This is a genomic window from Wenzhouxiangella sp. AB-CW3 (assembly GCF_014725735.1).
GTDB lineage: Bacteria > Pseudomonadota > Gammaproteobacteria > Xanthomonadales > Wenzhouxiangellaceae > Wenzhouxiangella.
This window is the reverse complement of record NZ_CP061368.1, coordinates 3646383-3661021: the sequence shown is the minus strand read 5'-3', so window position 1 is coordinate 3661021 and position 14639 is coordinate 3646383. Positions and strand designations below refer to the sequence as shown.

The window sequence follows — 14639 nt, the reverse complement described above, 5'->3', positions numbered from 1 at the left end:
ACAGGAGACCAGCTATGCCCAATGGCGCTCAAGCTCTTATGAAGACGCTGGCTGATGCTGGTATCGAGGTCTGTTTCACCAACCCTGGCACCAGCGAGATGCATTTTGTCGCCGCCCTTGACGATGAACCTCGCATGCGCGCGGTGCTGGGGCTGTTCGAGGGCGTGGCCACGGGGGCCGCAGACGGCTATGCCCGCATGGCCGACAAGCCGGCTGCCGTGTTGTTGCATCTGGGTTGTGGCTTGGGCAATGGACTGGCCAATCTGCACAACGCACGCAAGGGCAAGGTGCCCGTGGTCAATATCGTGGGTGATCATGCCACCTATCACCAGCCGCTCGATGCGCAGTTGCAGTCCGACATCGAGACCGTGGCACGCAATGTCTCGCCGGAATTCGTGCACTCCTCGCAATCCACTCAAGACCTCTGTCGAGATGCCGCGGCAGCAATCGCTGCGGCAATCGGTCCACCGGGTCGGGTTGCTACGCTGATCCTGCCGGCCGATATTTCCTGGGGCGAAGGTGGACAGCCGGCAACGCTGCCCGTCATGCCGGCACCCGAGCCGGCTGATGATCAGACCGTCCAGTCCATAGCAGAGGCCATCTGTTCGGGCGGCCGAGTAGCCATGCTTCTCGGCGGGCAAGCCCTGCGCGAGCCGGCCCTGGTTGAGGCCGGGCGCATCGCCGCGCATGCCGGCGTCAAGGTCTTTTCCGAGGTGTTTCCGACGCGCCTGGAGCGTGGTGCGGGCCGACCCATGGTCGAGCGTATTGCCTACCTGGCCGAACTGGCCATTTTGCAACTGGCGGAGTTCGACCACCTAGTGCTGGTCGATACCCGGCCGCCGGTCTCTTTCTTTGCCTATCCTGGAAAGCCCAGTGAGCTGGTTCCGGACCATTGCCAGGTGCATACGCTGGCTGCGGCGGATCAGGATGCAGCAGCAAGTCTGGCGAAGCTGGCCGCGGCGGTTGGAGCCGAGGGCACTGAACCTGATCTGCAGAAGTCCGCCCGCCCCGGTCGCCCCCGCGGCCGGCTGAGCGCCGAGAAGGTCTGCAAGGCCATCGGTCACCTGCTGCCCGACAATGCCATCATGGTGGACGAGGCCAATACATCGGGCCTGATGCTGCCTGTGATGACGGCCGGGGCTCCGAAGCATGACCTGATCACACTCACCGGCGGTGCCATCGGTCAGAGCCTGCCCAATGCGGTCGGCGCCGCCATCGCCTGCCCAGGCCGGCCGGTTCTGGCGCTGGTGGGGGACGGGTCGGCCATGTACACCAACCAGGCGCTGTGGACCATGGCACGCGAAAACCTCGATGTGACCGTGGTGGTGTTCGCCAATGCCGCCTATTCGATTCTCAACGTCGAGTTGGAGCGGGTAGGAGCCCGCGACAGCGGCGGACCCAAGGCCCGGTCGCAGCTTGACCTCACCGAACCGAACCTCAACTTTGCCCGATTGGCCCAGGGCATGGGCGTGCACGCCGTTCGCACGGATACCGCGGAAGACTTCTGCCGGGCCATGGAATATGCCTTCGAGCAACCCGGCCCGCACCTGATCGAGGCGGTCATTCCCGAATCCCTCAACCGCACCAAACGCCGTATCCTGCCGTGGCTGCTGCGATCCTTGCCGGCCATGCCAAGACCGATGGCCAAGGCATTGAAGAAAAAGCTGGCGCCCTGACTCGACTGCGCCATGACACAACTAAAAGAAGGTTGGAGCTGATATGTCCGAGACCTTGCGCCTGCCATCCTGGACGGATATCGAGCAGGCTGTCCGACGCATTGATGGCTACGTCCATCGCACTCCCGTGCTGAGCAGTCGCTACTTCAATCGTCGAACAGGTGCCAACCTGTTCTTCAAGTGCGAGAATTTTCAGAGAGTTGGTGCATTCAAGTTCCGCGGTGCATGCAATGCGATTGCCGCCCTGCCAGCCGAAACGGCCCGCCGTGGCGTCATCACGCACTCCTCCGGCAATCATGGTCAGGCCGTTGCACTGGCGTCAAGGCTTCACGGCTATCAGGCCGTGGTGGTGATGCCGGACGATTCCGCCCGGGTCAAAGTCGAAGCCGTGCGCGAATACGGCGCCGAGGTCGTGTTCTGCGCGCCGGGAACGAAAAGCCGCGATGACGCCGTTCAGGAATTGATTGACCGGCATGATCATGTCTTCGTGCCGCCCTACAATCACCCCGACATCATTGCCGGTCAGGGAACGGCCGCCAGTGAGTTGCTAGGCGAGATTCCGGACCTCGACGTCATCTTGGCGCCGGTCGGTGGTGGCGGACTGATCAGCGGCACGGCCATCGCTGCACGCCACCTGGCCCCCGACATTCGTGTGATCGGTGCCGAGCCCCGAAATGCCGATGACGCTGCGCGGTCGTTTCATTCCGGAAAACTCGAACCCGCATCGCCCGAGCAGACGGTGGCCGATGGATTGAGAACCACACTGGGTCCGCTCAATCTGGCCGTGATCCGTGATCATGTCGACGACATTCTGACCGTGTCGGAAGAGGCCATCATCCGCGAGATGCGCACGGTTTGGGAGCGGATGAAAATCATCATCGAACCCTCGTGCGCGGTCCCGCTGGCCGCACTGAGCGAACATGACATGGGCATCAACGGGCTGCGCGTTGGGATCATACTCACCGGCGGAAACGTCGATCTCGACGCGCTGCCGTGGTAGTTTGAGCCGCATTGATGCCGGTCGTGCAGGGAGCAGGCGCATGGAAGTCGAGCAACTCGAGGTCCGCGATCACCTGAAACGGCACCCGCCGTTTGATCAATTGCCCGGGGAATGGCTGGATCGGGTTGCCGGTGAGGTTGAGGTCGGCTATTTCAAGGCCGGCGACACCCTGTTGGCCTTCGGAAACAAGGTCAGCGATCTTGGCTACATCCGCTCTGGCGCAGTCGAAATGTTCCGGCGCGATGGCGAGCTCTACAATCGGCTGGGTGAGGGTGAGCTGTTTGGCCAGCTGGCACTGATGACCACCGGGCGTGCGCGTTTTCCGGTCAGGGCGAAGGAAGACACGCTGGTCTATTTCATTCCCGCCTCGCTGTTCCATGAGTTGTTCGAACAGTTCGAGTCGTTTGCCGACTTCGTGGAGGTCGAGGACCGTACCCGGCTGCGCCAGGCCGCGGCCGCATCGGTTGGCGACAATCCGCTGCTGACAACGCGCGTCGACCACTTGGTCAGCCTTCATCCGGTTGTCATATCCGATAGTGCCCGGGTTCAGCAGGCTGCCGAGCTGATGACACGCGAAAACATTTCCTCGGTGATCGTGGTTGCCGGTGAACCCGGCGAAAGCGTCATGGCCGGCGACATGGTCGGCGTACTCACCGACAGTGATCTCAGACGTCGCGTGGTGGCCGAGGCAATGTCGTTCGAAACGCCGGTCAGCGAGGTCATGTCCTCCGGGGTGATCACCATCGAGCGCGACCAGTTCCTGTTCGAGGCGCTGATGGTGATGCTCAGGGACAAGGTGCATCATCTACCCGTGCTCGATCGCGGTCGCCTCATTGGTCTGGTGGATCTGTCCGACATTGCCGGGCATGAGTCCCAATCCAGCCTTTTCGTGGTTCGCAACATCCTCTATCGCAACAGTATTGAGGGACTGGAGTCGCTGGTCGGCGATGTGCGGGACTGTTTTGTGCGGCTGGTGAAAGAGGACGCCAACTCGCACATGATCGGCAGTGCCATGGCCGGCATTGGTCGCGCCTTCAAGCAGCGCCTGCTCCAGCTTGGCGAAGAAGCGCTTGGCCCGCCGCCTGTCCCGTACTGCTACCTGGCACTGGGTTCAATGGCGCGCGATGAGCAGTACATCGTCACCGATCAGGACAATGCCATGGTGCTGGACGATGCGTTTGACCCGCAACAGCACGACGCCTATTTCCTGGAGCTGGCCCGATTCGTGTCCGATGGCCTGGCCCGGCTGGGCTACACCTACTGCAAGGGCGATGTCATGGCGACCAATCGCAAGTGGCGCCAGCCGCTGGCGGTGTGGAAGCAGATGTTTACCGACTGGATCGAAAACCCCAAACCCGAAACCCTGCTGCACAGTTCGATCTTTTTCGATCTTGACGGCGTGCATGGGAACACGGCGCTCGCCAGCACGCTCCAGTCCTTCATCGCCGGCAAGGCCAGCCAGTCGCCGCACTTTCTCGGCTGTCTGGCACGTAATGCCCAGAACCGCACGCCGCCACTCGGGTTCTTCCGTGATTTCGTGCTCGAGAAGGGCGGCCGGCACGAAAACTCCATTAACCTCAAGCGCCGCGGTTCCGGGCCCATGGTCGATGTCATTCGCGTGCATGCCCTGGCTGCCGGCTCGACCGCCCAGAACTCCTTTCGGCGGCTAGACGATATCCGCGCTGCCGGCTTTCTGACCGCCAGCATGGCCGACGACCTGCGCGATGCGCTGGAGTTCATCTCGGTCGTGCGAGCGCGACACCAGGCCGCAGCCATCGAAGTCGGCGGGTCGCCCAACAACAACATCGACCCCGAAACCCTCTCGAACCTGGAGCGACGCAGCCTCAAGGATGCCTTCAAGGTGCTGGCCAACGCACAGAAGTTTCTCAAGTTTCGCTACCGCCCGGGTGCGCGCTGAGGACAGGCAAGATGTCGACAGGCCGAGCACGCAAGCGCCCGAATGCCGCCCCCGACTGGCCAACGATTCTGGCAGGCAGGGCCGAATCGGCGAGCTCGGAGGTGCTTGGGCGGTTTTACTCGGCAGGGTGCGTGGAGCCGGACCGGCCGCTGGCCGATACTCCCCTGGTGGCGCTGGACCTTGAAACCACGGGACTGAATCCGGAAAGCCACAGCATTGTCAGCTTCGGGCTGGTCCCCTTCTCACTGACTCGAATCCGTTGTCGCGAATCTCACTACCGGGTGGTTCAGCCACGTCGCGACCCGGCGCCTGAATCGGTGACCATTCACCACATCACGCATTCGGAAATGGCCCGCGCGCCGGATATTGCCGAGTTGCTGGAGTCACTGCTGGACATGCTGGCCGGACGCATTGTCGTGGTCCACTATCGCCCGATCGAGCGACGGTTTCTGGATGCCGCGGCGCGCAGCCGGCTGGGAGAAGGGCTGGTCTTCCCGGTCCTCGATACCATGGCCCTGGAAGCCCGCCGGCATCCACGGCGCAAACCCGGAGTGATCGGTCGCTGGCTGGGGCGCAAGCCGGTGTCGCTGCGGCTGGCGGCCTGCCGTCAACGCTACAACCTGCCGCACTACGCCCCGCACCACGCACTCACCGATGCACTGGCGACTGCCGAACTGTTTCAGGCACAGGTGGCACATGCCTACACCCCCGACACCCCGGTCGGGGCATTGTGGTCATGACTGTTCTTGCCGCTTGAGGGAACCCTTTGCCCGGGCCAGAAACTGTTCGGGCTCAAGGGGGCGATCAAACAGAAAACCCTGTGCAAACTGGCAGCCCTTGGAATGCATGAACTCAAGCTGCTGCTGGTTCTCCACACCCTCGGCTACTACTCGAATACGCAGGTCGCGTGCCATGCTCAAGATGGCCGAGACGATGGCCGCATCGTCGGCATCTACCGCCACGTCGTTGACAAAAGAGCGGTCGATCTTGATCAAGTCGATCTGAAACTGCTTGAGATAGCTGAGGCTGGAATAACCGGTGCCGAAATCATCGATGACCAGGCCGATGCCAAGCGTCTTGAGTTCGGACAGTACTTCGCGCGCGGCCTCGGCATCCTGCATGATCACGCTTTCGGTCAGCTCGATATCCAGATCTCCGGGGCTGATCTCCCATCGGCCCAGCGCATCGCGCACCACTTCGACCAGGTTGCCGCGCCAGAACTGAACGGCCGAGACATTGACGGCAATGGACATCGCTCCGATTCCTGCCTTGCGCCATTCCGCCAGTTGCTTGCACACGGCATCGATCACCCAGTCACCGATTTCCACGATCAGCCCACTTTGTTCCGCCACCGGGATGAAGCGATCCGGTGTAACCGGCCCCAGGGTCGGGTTGGTCCAGCGCAGCAGGGCTTCGGCACCGATCATCTGGTTGTCGCTGAGCCGGATCTGGGGCTGGTACACCAGCGACAGCTCGTCGTGATCGAGCGCGTTGCGCAAGTGATTCTCGATGGTCAGTCGCTCGTAGGCGCGCTCGTTGAGCTCGGCGGTGAAAAACTGGAAGGTGGACCGGCCGCGTTCCTTGGCGTGATACATGGCGGCGTCGGCATTGCGAATCAGACTTTCGGCGTCCACGGCATCATTCGGATACATGGCAATCCCGATCGACGGCGTGACGGTCAACTCCTGGCCCTCGATCTCGAAGGGTTTGCGAAAAGACTCCAGTATCGCGCTGGCCTTGGCGGCCGCCACATTGGCATCGGTATCAGGCAGTACGAGTACGAACTCGTCGCCGCCCAGCCGGCTTATGGTGTCGTAACTTCGGACCCCTTGCTCAAGTCGTCTCGCCACGGCACCCAGCAGCAGATCGCCGGCACCATGACCCAGCGAGTCGTTGATCATCTTGAAGCGATCGAGATCCATGAACATCAGCGTCAGCGACCGCTGCATGCGACCAGCCTGACGAACGGCCTGCCGGATGCGATCATTGAGCAGGGTCCGGTTGGGCAAGCCGGTTAGCGGATCGTAGTGGGCCAGCCGGTGCACTTCCTCCTCGGCACGCTTGCGTTCGGTAATGTCCGAGATTACCCCGTCGAAATGCAGCAGACGGCCCTGGTCATCGCGCACGGCCACACAGTTGTTGATGGCGGTAAAGCGGGTGCCGTCCTGGCGGATGAACTCGACTTCCTGGTTGCTGTACTGGCCGTGCTCGATGAGCTGGCGATGCAGCTCTTCACGCTGTTCGGGGTGCGCATAGAGGATGGGGCCGGTATGGTCAATCATTTCCTCCGCACTATCGAAGCGGAACATCTGCACCAGTGCCTGGTTGACGTACACCAGGTTCTCTCCGGGCACGCCACGATAAATGCCTTCGAGTATGTTGTTGGTGATCGAGCTGAGCATCTGCTCGCTTTCACGGTAGGCCCGGCTCATGCGGTCGGCCAGAGCAAGTGCCCGGGCACGATTCCGGATGAGCACATGAACAAATCCGGCGACCAGGAGCGTGATCACGAATCCTGCGGCCAGCAGCAGCCAGGGCCCCGGTCCCAGCACCGGTTTCTGGTGAAACTGGAGGGTCAGCTCCCGGCCTCCGAGTTTCAGTTGGCGTTCAACCACCATGCTGTCAGCGGCTTTGGCGACATGCTCGTTTCCGTCATGAATATGCTCGGGTGCATCGGGGTCGGTATGATCGGTCACGATCATGTGCAGATCGGTTCGATAGTCGGGGAGCACCTGAAAAACAAAGTCGAATGGAATGGTTCCCAGAACCCAGCCGGGGAGGTTGCCCCCGGCATCTTCGACCCAGACGAACAGCACGTAGCCGCGAACCGGGTCCGTTTCCTCACTCACCAGGCTCACGGGGTTCGACAGTCGGGCGCTTCCGGTGGCCCGGGCCTGGATCATTGCCGGCAGGGTGTTTTCCCGGGCGCAGGCGTCCAGACCCAGATGGTCGGCATGGATTTCCCAGGGCTCGACATAGAAGATCGGGCAGTAAATCTCGCGCAGCCCGGGCGGATCGAGGGTCATTTCCCCAAGACCTTCCTCGATAACCCGCAGCTTTAGCCGGGCCAGCTGTTCGCCGTCGACCTCCGGAAGCCAGGCCAGTTCAAAAAAGCCCCTCTGGCGCTCATCCTGCTGGAATGCCTGGGCAAAAGCCCGCCAGTCCGACCTTGATACGAAGTCGGATCCGGCAAACAGGGCACGAGCGGCGGCCAGCTGAGTTTCGTAGCGCGCAAACTGCCCGAGAATGGATCCCGCGGTCTGTTCGGCAGTGCTGGCCAGGGTGGCTTCCTGCCGCTGCCGTTCCGCGTCGGCCAGAAGTTGGTAAGCCCAGGCGGTAACCAGAAAGCCGGCAACCAGCACCCCGACAAAAACCCACCAGGCTGCACCCGAGCCGATGCCACGACCAAACTGTCTTTTTTCATGGTTGGGATGAATCAAGGGCCCCCCAGTTTTCAGGGCGGTCCAGCCAGGGAACTGGTGATGCGGATGATGTGGTGGCTACGGGTGGACTCGAACCACCGACCCCAGCATTATGAGTGCTGTGCTCTAACCGGCTGAGCTACGTAGCCACGGGGAAGCCGCATATTGTCTCCGCTTGCTGTTTCCGCGTCAAGTGTCTGTTTTCTCCGGCCTGTGGCCGTGTGTCCGATCAGTCGTCCTCGAGCTTGAAGTCGGGCGTTTGTGTCGGTTTCTGGATGAAGTTTCCCTGTAGCAGGTCGGCGCCGGAATTCCACATCCGACCCATGGTTTCGGCATCTTCCACCTGGCCGACGATGATTCGGGTGCCGGCGGCATGGAACGCCTTGGCCAGATGTTCGAACTGCTGGCTGACGACCGGATCGCTGCCGGCGCCCTCGGCGAAGCGCCGGGTGAGCTTGACATAGTCGATCTGGAAGTGGTTGAGGAGTCGCTCCGGCTGGGAGTCATCGCCGACGCCGGAGACGCTGACGCCAAAGCCCAGCGTGCGAATCTTCGGCAGTAGCTGGCGAGCCGCCTTGAGTTCGCGCTCCAGGTCGGCCAGGGCAAACTCGAACACCAGCAGGCGTTGCCGGGCAATCTCGCTTTCCAGGTCCTTGCCCAGTACTTCGAAACGGCGAAGGTCATCAAGGGATTTGCCGGACTGGCTGACCAGCAGGCGCAGTGGCCTGCTCCGGGTGACGCGTTCGCGAATGACGGCCAGGGCCCGCACGCTCATCCAGCGGTCCAGTGCCTGCACCGCACCGTGCCGGGCGGCCACCGGAACAAAGCGGGCTGCCGGGATCAGTTGATCGTCGTCGGTGAGCAGTCGCGGCAGCAACTGGTAGTGCAGCAGGTCGTCGTTGCGGGTGCTGACCGCCGGCTGGTAGAGCGTCTGCAGGCTGTTTCGCTGCAGGGCCTCGCGTAGCAGTCCGAGCAGGTGCTGTTCGTTATCGCTGGCGCTGGCCGCCGAGACTTCGGGCGTGTAGGTGCGACTGCGATTGCCGCCATCGGCCTGCGCCTGCTCGGCGGCACGGGCGGCACAGACCAGCATGGTGTCGGCATCGCTGATTCGCAGGCTGAACGGGCAGACCCCGATGCTGACCGAGGCAGCCACTTCCTGATCGCCCACTGCGAAGACGCCGGCCGTGACCTGGTTGCGCAGGGTTTCGGTCAGTCGTTCCAGGGCATGCTGATCGGCATCGGCTGCCAGTACCGCCAGGCTGTATTCGCCGTGCCGGGCCAGCAGGTGAGTGCCGGTCAGTGCATCGCTGAGTCGCTGGCCAATCCGGTTGATCAACTGATCGACACCCTTCATTCCGACATGGTCGCGAATGGTTGATGCGGCGTCGATCAGCAGGTACAGCACGCCGCCGGCACTGCGGTCGGGGTTGGCGCTGGCCGCGTTCAGCTCGGCTTCCAGCCGGGCGTGGAATTGGTGCCGATCGAACAGGCGGCCGTGATGCTGCTGCGTGTCGACCTCGGCCACCCGGTCCAGCCAGGCCGCTTCCGGATTGTCGGCGGCGATGAACTTCAGTGCCGTCTGGCCAAGCCGAATCCGGTCGCCGTCTCTCAATGCCTGACTGTCAACCACCGATTCGTTGATGCGGGTATGGTTGGTCGATCCGAGGTCCTCGATCCAGTATCTGCCGTCGCGCCATTCGATTCGGCAGTGACGACGCGATACCCCGGCCGAAGCCAGTTTCAGGTCGCATTCGCTGGAACGACCGAGCACCATGGCCTGGTTGGCAAGGTTGTACTGCCGGCCCAGCTCCGGTCCCTGAATCACGACCAGCCGCGCCAGCCCGCTGTGCCGGTTCGCGGTCGTGGCCTCAATGCGGGTCTGTGTCTGGGTCTGCGGTGACGGATTGGTCTTGTCGTTCATGCGCTGCCGAACCCTTGCTGTGTGCGCGACTCTCGGGCCCTGATTGTAGCCTGCCGCTCATTCACGCAAGAAACCGGAGGGTACTCAGGTGCCACAGAATGTATCGAGCACGCGTTCGTGTGGCTGCGGTGGCTGCATGTAGCGCTGGTCTTCCGGGCGGGGATCATGGGGTCTGCTCAGGGCGTCCATCAGTTGCTGCATGGGCTTGAAGTCCAGATGATCGACGGCGGCATCGACCGCCTCCTGGGCCAGGTGGTTGCGCAGGACGATGGCTGGGTTGACCCGGTGCATGTCGGCCTGGCGCGTTGCCTCGTCGCGACCCTCGCCTCGCAGCCGCTGCCGCCAGTCCCCGACCCAGGCATCGAAACTTGCCGGATCGTCGAATAGCGATCTGACCGGCCCGTCAGAACTGGCATCCCGGCTGCCGAGATCTGCCAGTCTACGAAACGTCAGCGTCATGTCGGCGCGCTGTTCGCTCATTCGGGTCAGCAGGTCGAAGGCCAGTTCCAGATTGCCTTCGTGCTGGCTGTCCAATCCGATCTTTTTGCACAAGCCGGTGTGGTAGCGGGACTCGAAGCAGGCGGTGAACTGCTCCAGTTGTTCGCTCGCCAGCTCGACCGCTTTAGTGGTGTCGGGGTCGATCAGCGGCAGCAGGCATTCGGCCAGGCGAGCCAGGTTCCATTGCGCGATGGTTGGCTGGTTGCGGTAGGCATATCGGCCGCGGCGGTCGATCGAGCTGTAGACCGTGTTGGGATCATAGTGATCCATCCACCCGAACGGACCATAGTCGATGGTTTCTCCCAATATCGACATGTTGTCGGTGTTCATCACCCCGTGAATGAACCCGAGGTGCATCCATTGCGCCACCATCCGGGCCGTTCGATCGATGACACGACTCAGCCAATGCAGGTAGCGGTCCGGCTGACCGGCAAGGTCCGCGTCACAGACACTGATGACATGGTCGGCCAGGCGGCGAACCAGCTCTGGATTATCGTGACTGGCAATGTACTCGAAGCTGCCGATACGGACATGGCTGCCGGCCACGCGCAGCAGCAGACCGCCGGGTTCCGGTGACTGTCTGATGACAGACTCGCCGCTGCTGATCGCCGCCAGCGCCCGCGTCGTGGGTACGCCGAGTGCATGCATGGCTTCGCTGGCCAGGTATTCGCGGATCACGGGCCCAATCGACGAGCGGCCGTCACCGCCGCGGGAATAAGGCGTCGGGCCCGAGCCTTTCAGGTGCAGGTCGCGGCGTCTGCCGGTACTGTCGATGATTTCACCCAGCAGCAGCGCCCGACCATCGCCCAGTCGCGGCACCCAGTGCCCGAACTGGTGGCCGGCATAGGCCATGGCCACCGGCTCGGTTCCGGGCATGGGCCGGTTGCCGGCCAGCATGTCCGTGCCTTCTGGCGTGGCCAGCGCATCCGGATCCAGACCCAGTCGGTATGCCAGGGGGCGGTTGAGTGCGATCAGCGCTGGCTGTGCCACCGGTGTGGGTTGTGCCGGGCTGTGGAATGGTGGCGGCAATCGAGCATAACGATTGTCGAATCGTGCTTCGCCGGGAATTGCTCCGGATTGTTCATTCACCCGCTGCACTCCGGTTGCTGATCAGCTGCATGCGCCCCTGTGCAATGGCCGCTTCAACGGCGTTGCGTTCCGAGTGTCGAATCGAACCCGGATCGGTCTCCGCATCGTATCGGAGTATGGCCCATCCGTTGCGGCCGGTTTTCTTGACCTGGTAGAGCGCCTGATCGGCCAGGTCGACACTGGCTTGCCATTGACTGCCGCGAGCCGGATCGCGGTCGCGTGGGGGCAGTTCGGCAAAGCCGATCGAGCAGGTGACTGCGAGGGCCCGTTCGGCACCGAGCTGGTAGGGGCGCTCGCCGAGCATGCGGCTCAGGCGGTCGAGCATGGCCGGTGCCTCGGCCCTGGGCAGTGCGCGAAACACCACCAGGAACTCCTCGCCGCCCCAGCGCACGACTTGATCGCCCTTGCGCACGAATGTCTGCAGGCGATCGCCCACCTGTTCGAGCGCTCGATCACCGGCGTGATGCCCGTGCTCGTCATTGACGCGCTTGAAATGATCCACATCGATCAGCGCAAAACCGAGCACAAGATCGGCCTCCGGGTCCTGCTGGCGCAGCGTGGCCAGCTGACGGGGCTCCTCGCGCATGCGTTCGTACAGGTGCCGGCGGTTGCGCAGCCCGGTCAGGGTGTCGATGGTGCTGAGGTCTTTCAGCTTGCGGTTGACCTCCACCAGACGGCGATTGGCCTGGTGGAGTTCAGCGGTTCGGGACTGGACTTCTTCGCGCAGCAGCGACTGCTGCCGAACCCATTGATGCTTGCGCCAGCGGTAGCCGGCCAAAAGCAGCAGCAGCGTACTGGCAACGAGCAGCAGCCAGAACCATGCGGTTTCATGAAAGTGGGCCGGGATGTGGATATCGGCGGTGGCCGGCTGCTGGCTCCAGCGCCCGACGTTGTTGGCGGCCAGTACCTCGAACCGATAGTGGCCCGGCGGCAGGTTGGTATAGCTGGCCATGCGCGGCACGTCCCGGCCGGGGTTCTGCCACTGGGTGTCGTAGCCGACCAGTCGAAAGCGGAAACGTACGCTGCCGGGGTCGCGGAAGCTCAATGCCGTGAAGGCCAGGGATAGGTCGCGCTGACCTGGTCGCAGCAGATTTGCCTGGTCGTCATCCAGGGAGTGCCATTCACCGCCGGCTTGCAGTCGTTCGATGCGCACGACCGGCGGCACGGGATTGCGCCGGATACGATCCGGGCGGACACGGACGACGCCGTCGCGACTCGGTAGCCACAGCCCATCCGGGCGTATCAAGCCCTTGGCATGGCCGGCACCATTGCAGCAGTATCCCTGCTGACTGCCCGCATGCCGGCCACTCTCGCTGAGCAGCATCTCGGCGTCGACCCGGGTGCGTTCGCCAGCGGCCAGCTCATCCAGCTGGGCCAGCGGCACACGGAACAGTCCTTCGTAGCTGCTGACCCACAAGTAATCCTGATCATCGTGGGTCAGGAAGTAGCTGGAATCGCTGGGCAGGCCCTGCTCCATGGTGAGCTGCACCAGCCGGTCGTCATGGCCATAAACCATCCCACGTTCCAGGGTAGAAAGCGCAAGGCGATCCCCATCGAGAATATGGGCGGCCACGAAGTTGCCACTTCTGAGCAGCTCCGGGCCGCTTTCGAACGGTTCCAACTCCGGGGGCGCGCCTCTGAGCACGCCGTTGTCGGTGACCACCAGAATGTCGGACTCATTGAGGCGGTGGACCTGCCGTATGCTGCCGTTGCCGGCCCCTTCGACCTGTTCCAGGCGCTCCTCCCCGTCCCAGAGATAAAGGCCCTCAAGTGTGGCTAGAAAGTATCGCCCGTGGTGCCCGGCCGGTACGATGCCGTTGATCTGCACGGCATCCAGCGGCGCCAGGGCCTCCGGTCGCCACTGCTCTCCGCTGTCCGGGTTCAGAACGGTCAGGCCGCTGCGGGTTCCGATCCACAAACCGTCGTCGTCTTCGAGCAGGGTGTAGGCATGGGGATGTGGCAGCTCGCTGCCGCGAAGCACACGGTCGAACTGTCCATCGTGCAGATGCGCCAGTCCGTCGTTGGTGCCGGTCCAGATGCCACCATCGCCGGCCACGGCCACACTCCATACCAACGGCGTGGTCAGCCCCTGCTCGGTGGAGTAGCGATCGGCCCAGCCGCTCCAGTAGCGGGCAAGGCCATCGATGCTGCTGCCGATCCAGAGGTTCTGTTCGTGGTCTTCATACAGGCTGCGCGCCTGTGGATGAGCAGCAGGGTGATCGTTGTCGATGCGCTCCGGCGGATAACCGTCCCGGATGCGTAACAGCGACTGATCGGCGGCCACCCACACGCTGCCCACCGAGTCGCGAAGCATGGCGTTGACGGGCTCCCGGGTCGCCACACCGGCCAGTTCATCGGTGCCGACCAGTCCGGCGCTGGTGCCCACCCACAAAGCGTCGCCGTCCTGGACGAAAGCGGTGACAAGCGCGTTTCCGAAGTCTTCAGGCAGTGACTGTTCCGAATCGGCAACGCCCTCGTCAAGACGCCAGTAGCGTCCAATACCCCCGGCCCACAAGCCCTCGGGTGTCGAGTGCAACGCTCCGATACGCTCGCGAACCTTCAATGCAGAGCGCACCAGACGGCCATTGTCGACGATAAAAAGTCCGTCACTGCTGCCGACATGAACGCGTCCGAACCCATCTTCGGCCAGGGCCAGCACCGCCAGTTCGTCGGACCCCTCGTTTTCGCCGATGTGCACGCGTTGAAACGCATCGCCATCGTAGCTCGTCAGGCCCCGGTTGCTGCCGATCCAGAGCATGCCACTGGAGCAGCGAAACAGGGTCGAGATCTCGTTGCCGGGCAGGGCCGGCTGGTTGCGGGTGGTGTAGGTTTCGAACTGGACGCCGTCAAAGCGCGCCAGCGCGTGCTGCGTGCCCACCCACAGGTAGTTGTCGGGCCCTTGCGCAATGGCCGTGACCGACCGTTGCGGCAAGCCCTCGGCCAGAGACCAGGTGTCGCGGACGAAATCACGGAACGCCCGGTCCGGATCGGGCAGGGCCTGTACGGGGCATGTCAGTGCCGCGCACAGCAGAACAGCCAGGCTGGCGGTGATTTGCCGCAGTCTGGCGCGGACTGGCACTGCAGGCCGGCGCCCGCTCCGGGCCATTCCCTCATG

General features: G+C 63.1%; 8 protein-coding genes and 1 tRNA gene. 4 read left to right on the top strand and 5 right to left on the bottom strand.

From position 1 onward, the window contains the following. The first annotated feature begins 14 nt into the window (after positions 1–14). From IC757_RS15760 to IC757_RS15745, 4 genes are read left to right on the top strand one after another with little or no spacing between them, the layout of a single operon-like run. A complete protein-coding gene (locus IC757_RS15760; RefSeq protein WP_190975229.1) occupies positions 15–1676 on the top strand; it encodes an acetolactate synthase large subunit in 1662 nt (553 codons plus the stop codon). Positions 1677–1719: 43 nt separating this feature from the next. Continuing rightward, entirely contained in the window at positions 1720–2676 is a 957-nt protein-coding gene (locus IC757_RS15755) for a threonine/serine dehydratase (RefSeq protein ID WP_190975228.1), read from the top strand. A gap of 40 nt (positions 2677–2716) precedes the next feature. Next, entirely contained in the window at positions 2717–4594 is a 1878-nt protein-coding gene (locus tag IC757_RS15750; RefSeq protein ID WP_190975227.1) for a putative nucleotidyltransferase substrate binding domain-containing protein, read from the top strand. An 11-nt stretch (positions 4595–4605) separates the two neighbouring features. Beyond that, entirely contained in the window at positions 4606–5334 is a 729-nt protein-coding gene (locus IC757_RS15745) for a 3'-5' exonuclease (protein ID WP_190975226.1), read from the top strand. Here the strand turns inward: IC757_RS15745 and IC757_RS15740 are convergent. The 5 genes from IC757_RS15740 to IC757_RS15720 all read right to left on the bottom strand — a co-directional run bounded on the left by IC757_RS15740 (position 5329) and on the right by IC757_RS15720 (position 14603). Further along, entirely contained in the window at positions 5329–8034 is a 2706-nt protein-coding gene (locus IC757_RS15740; RefSeq protein WP_190975225.1) for an EAL domain-containing protein, read from the bottom strand. The two genes, IC757_RS15745 and IC757_RS15740, sit on opposite strands and share 6 nt — an antisense overlap. 54 nt (positions 8035–8088) lie before the next feature. Further along, positions 8089–8165 (bottom strand) — tRNA-Met (locus IC757_RS15735). 80 nt (positions 8166–8245) lie between these two features. Next, positions 8246–9937, bottom strand: coding sequence for an EAL domain-containing protein (locus IC757_RS15730; RefSeq protein ID WP_190975224.1), 1692 nt, complete (start codon positions 9935–9937; stop codon positions 8246–8248). Between the two features lie 84 nt (positions 9938–10021). Continuing rightward, positions 10022–11524: a protein adenylyltransferase SelO gene (locus IC757_RS15725; RefSeq protein ID WP_223846164.1), complete on the bottom strand. Its 1503-nt coding sequence runs from the start codon at positions 11522–11524 to the stop codon at positions 10022–10024. Beyond that, the gene (locus tag IC757_RS15720) at positions 11517–14603 is read right to left on the bottom strand and encodes a ligand-binding sensor domain-containing diguanylate cyclase (protein WP_190975223.1); all 3087 of its coding nucleotides are present in this window, start codon (positions 14601–14603) and stop codon (positions 11517–11519) included. Before IC757_RS15720 ends, IC757_RS15725 begins: the two co-directional genes overlap by 8 nt. Positions 14604–14639: the final 36 nt, after the last annotated feature.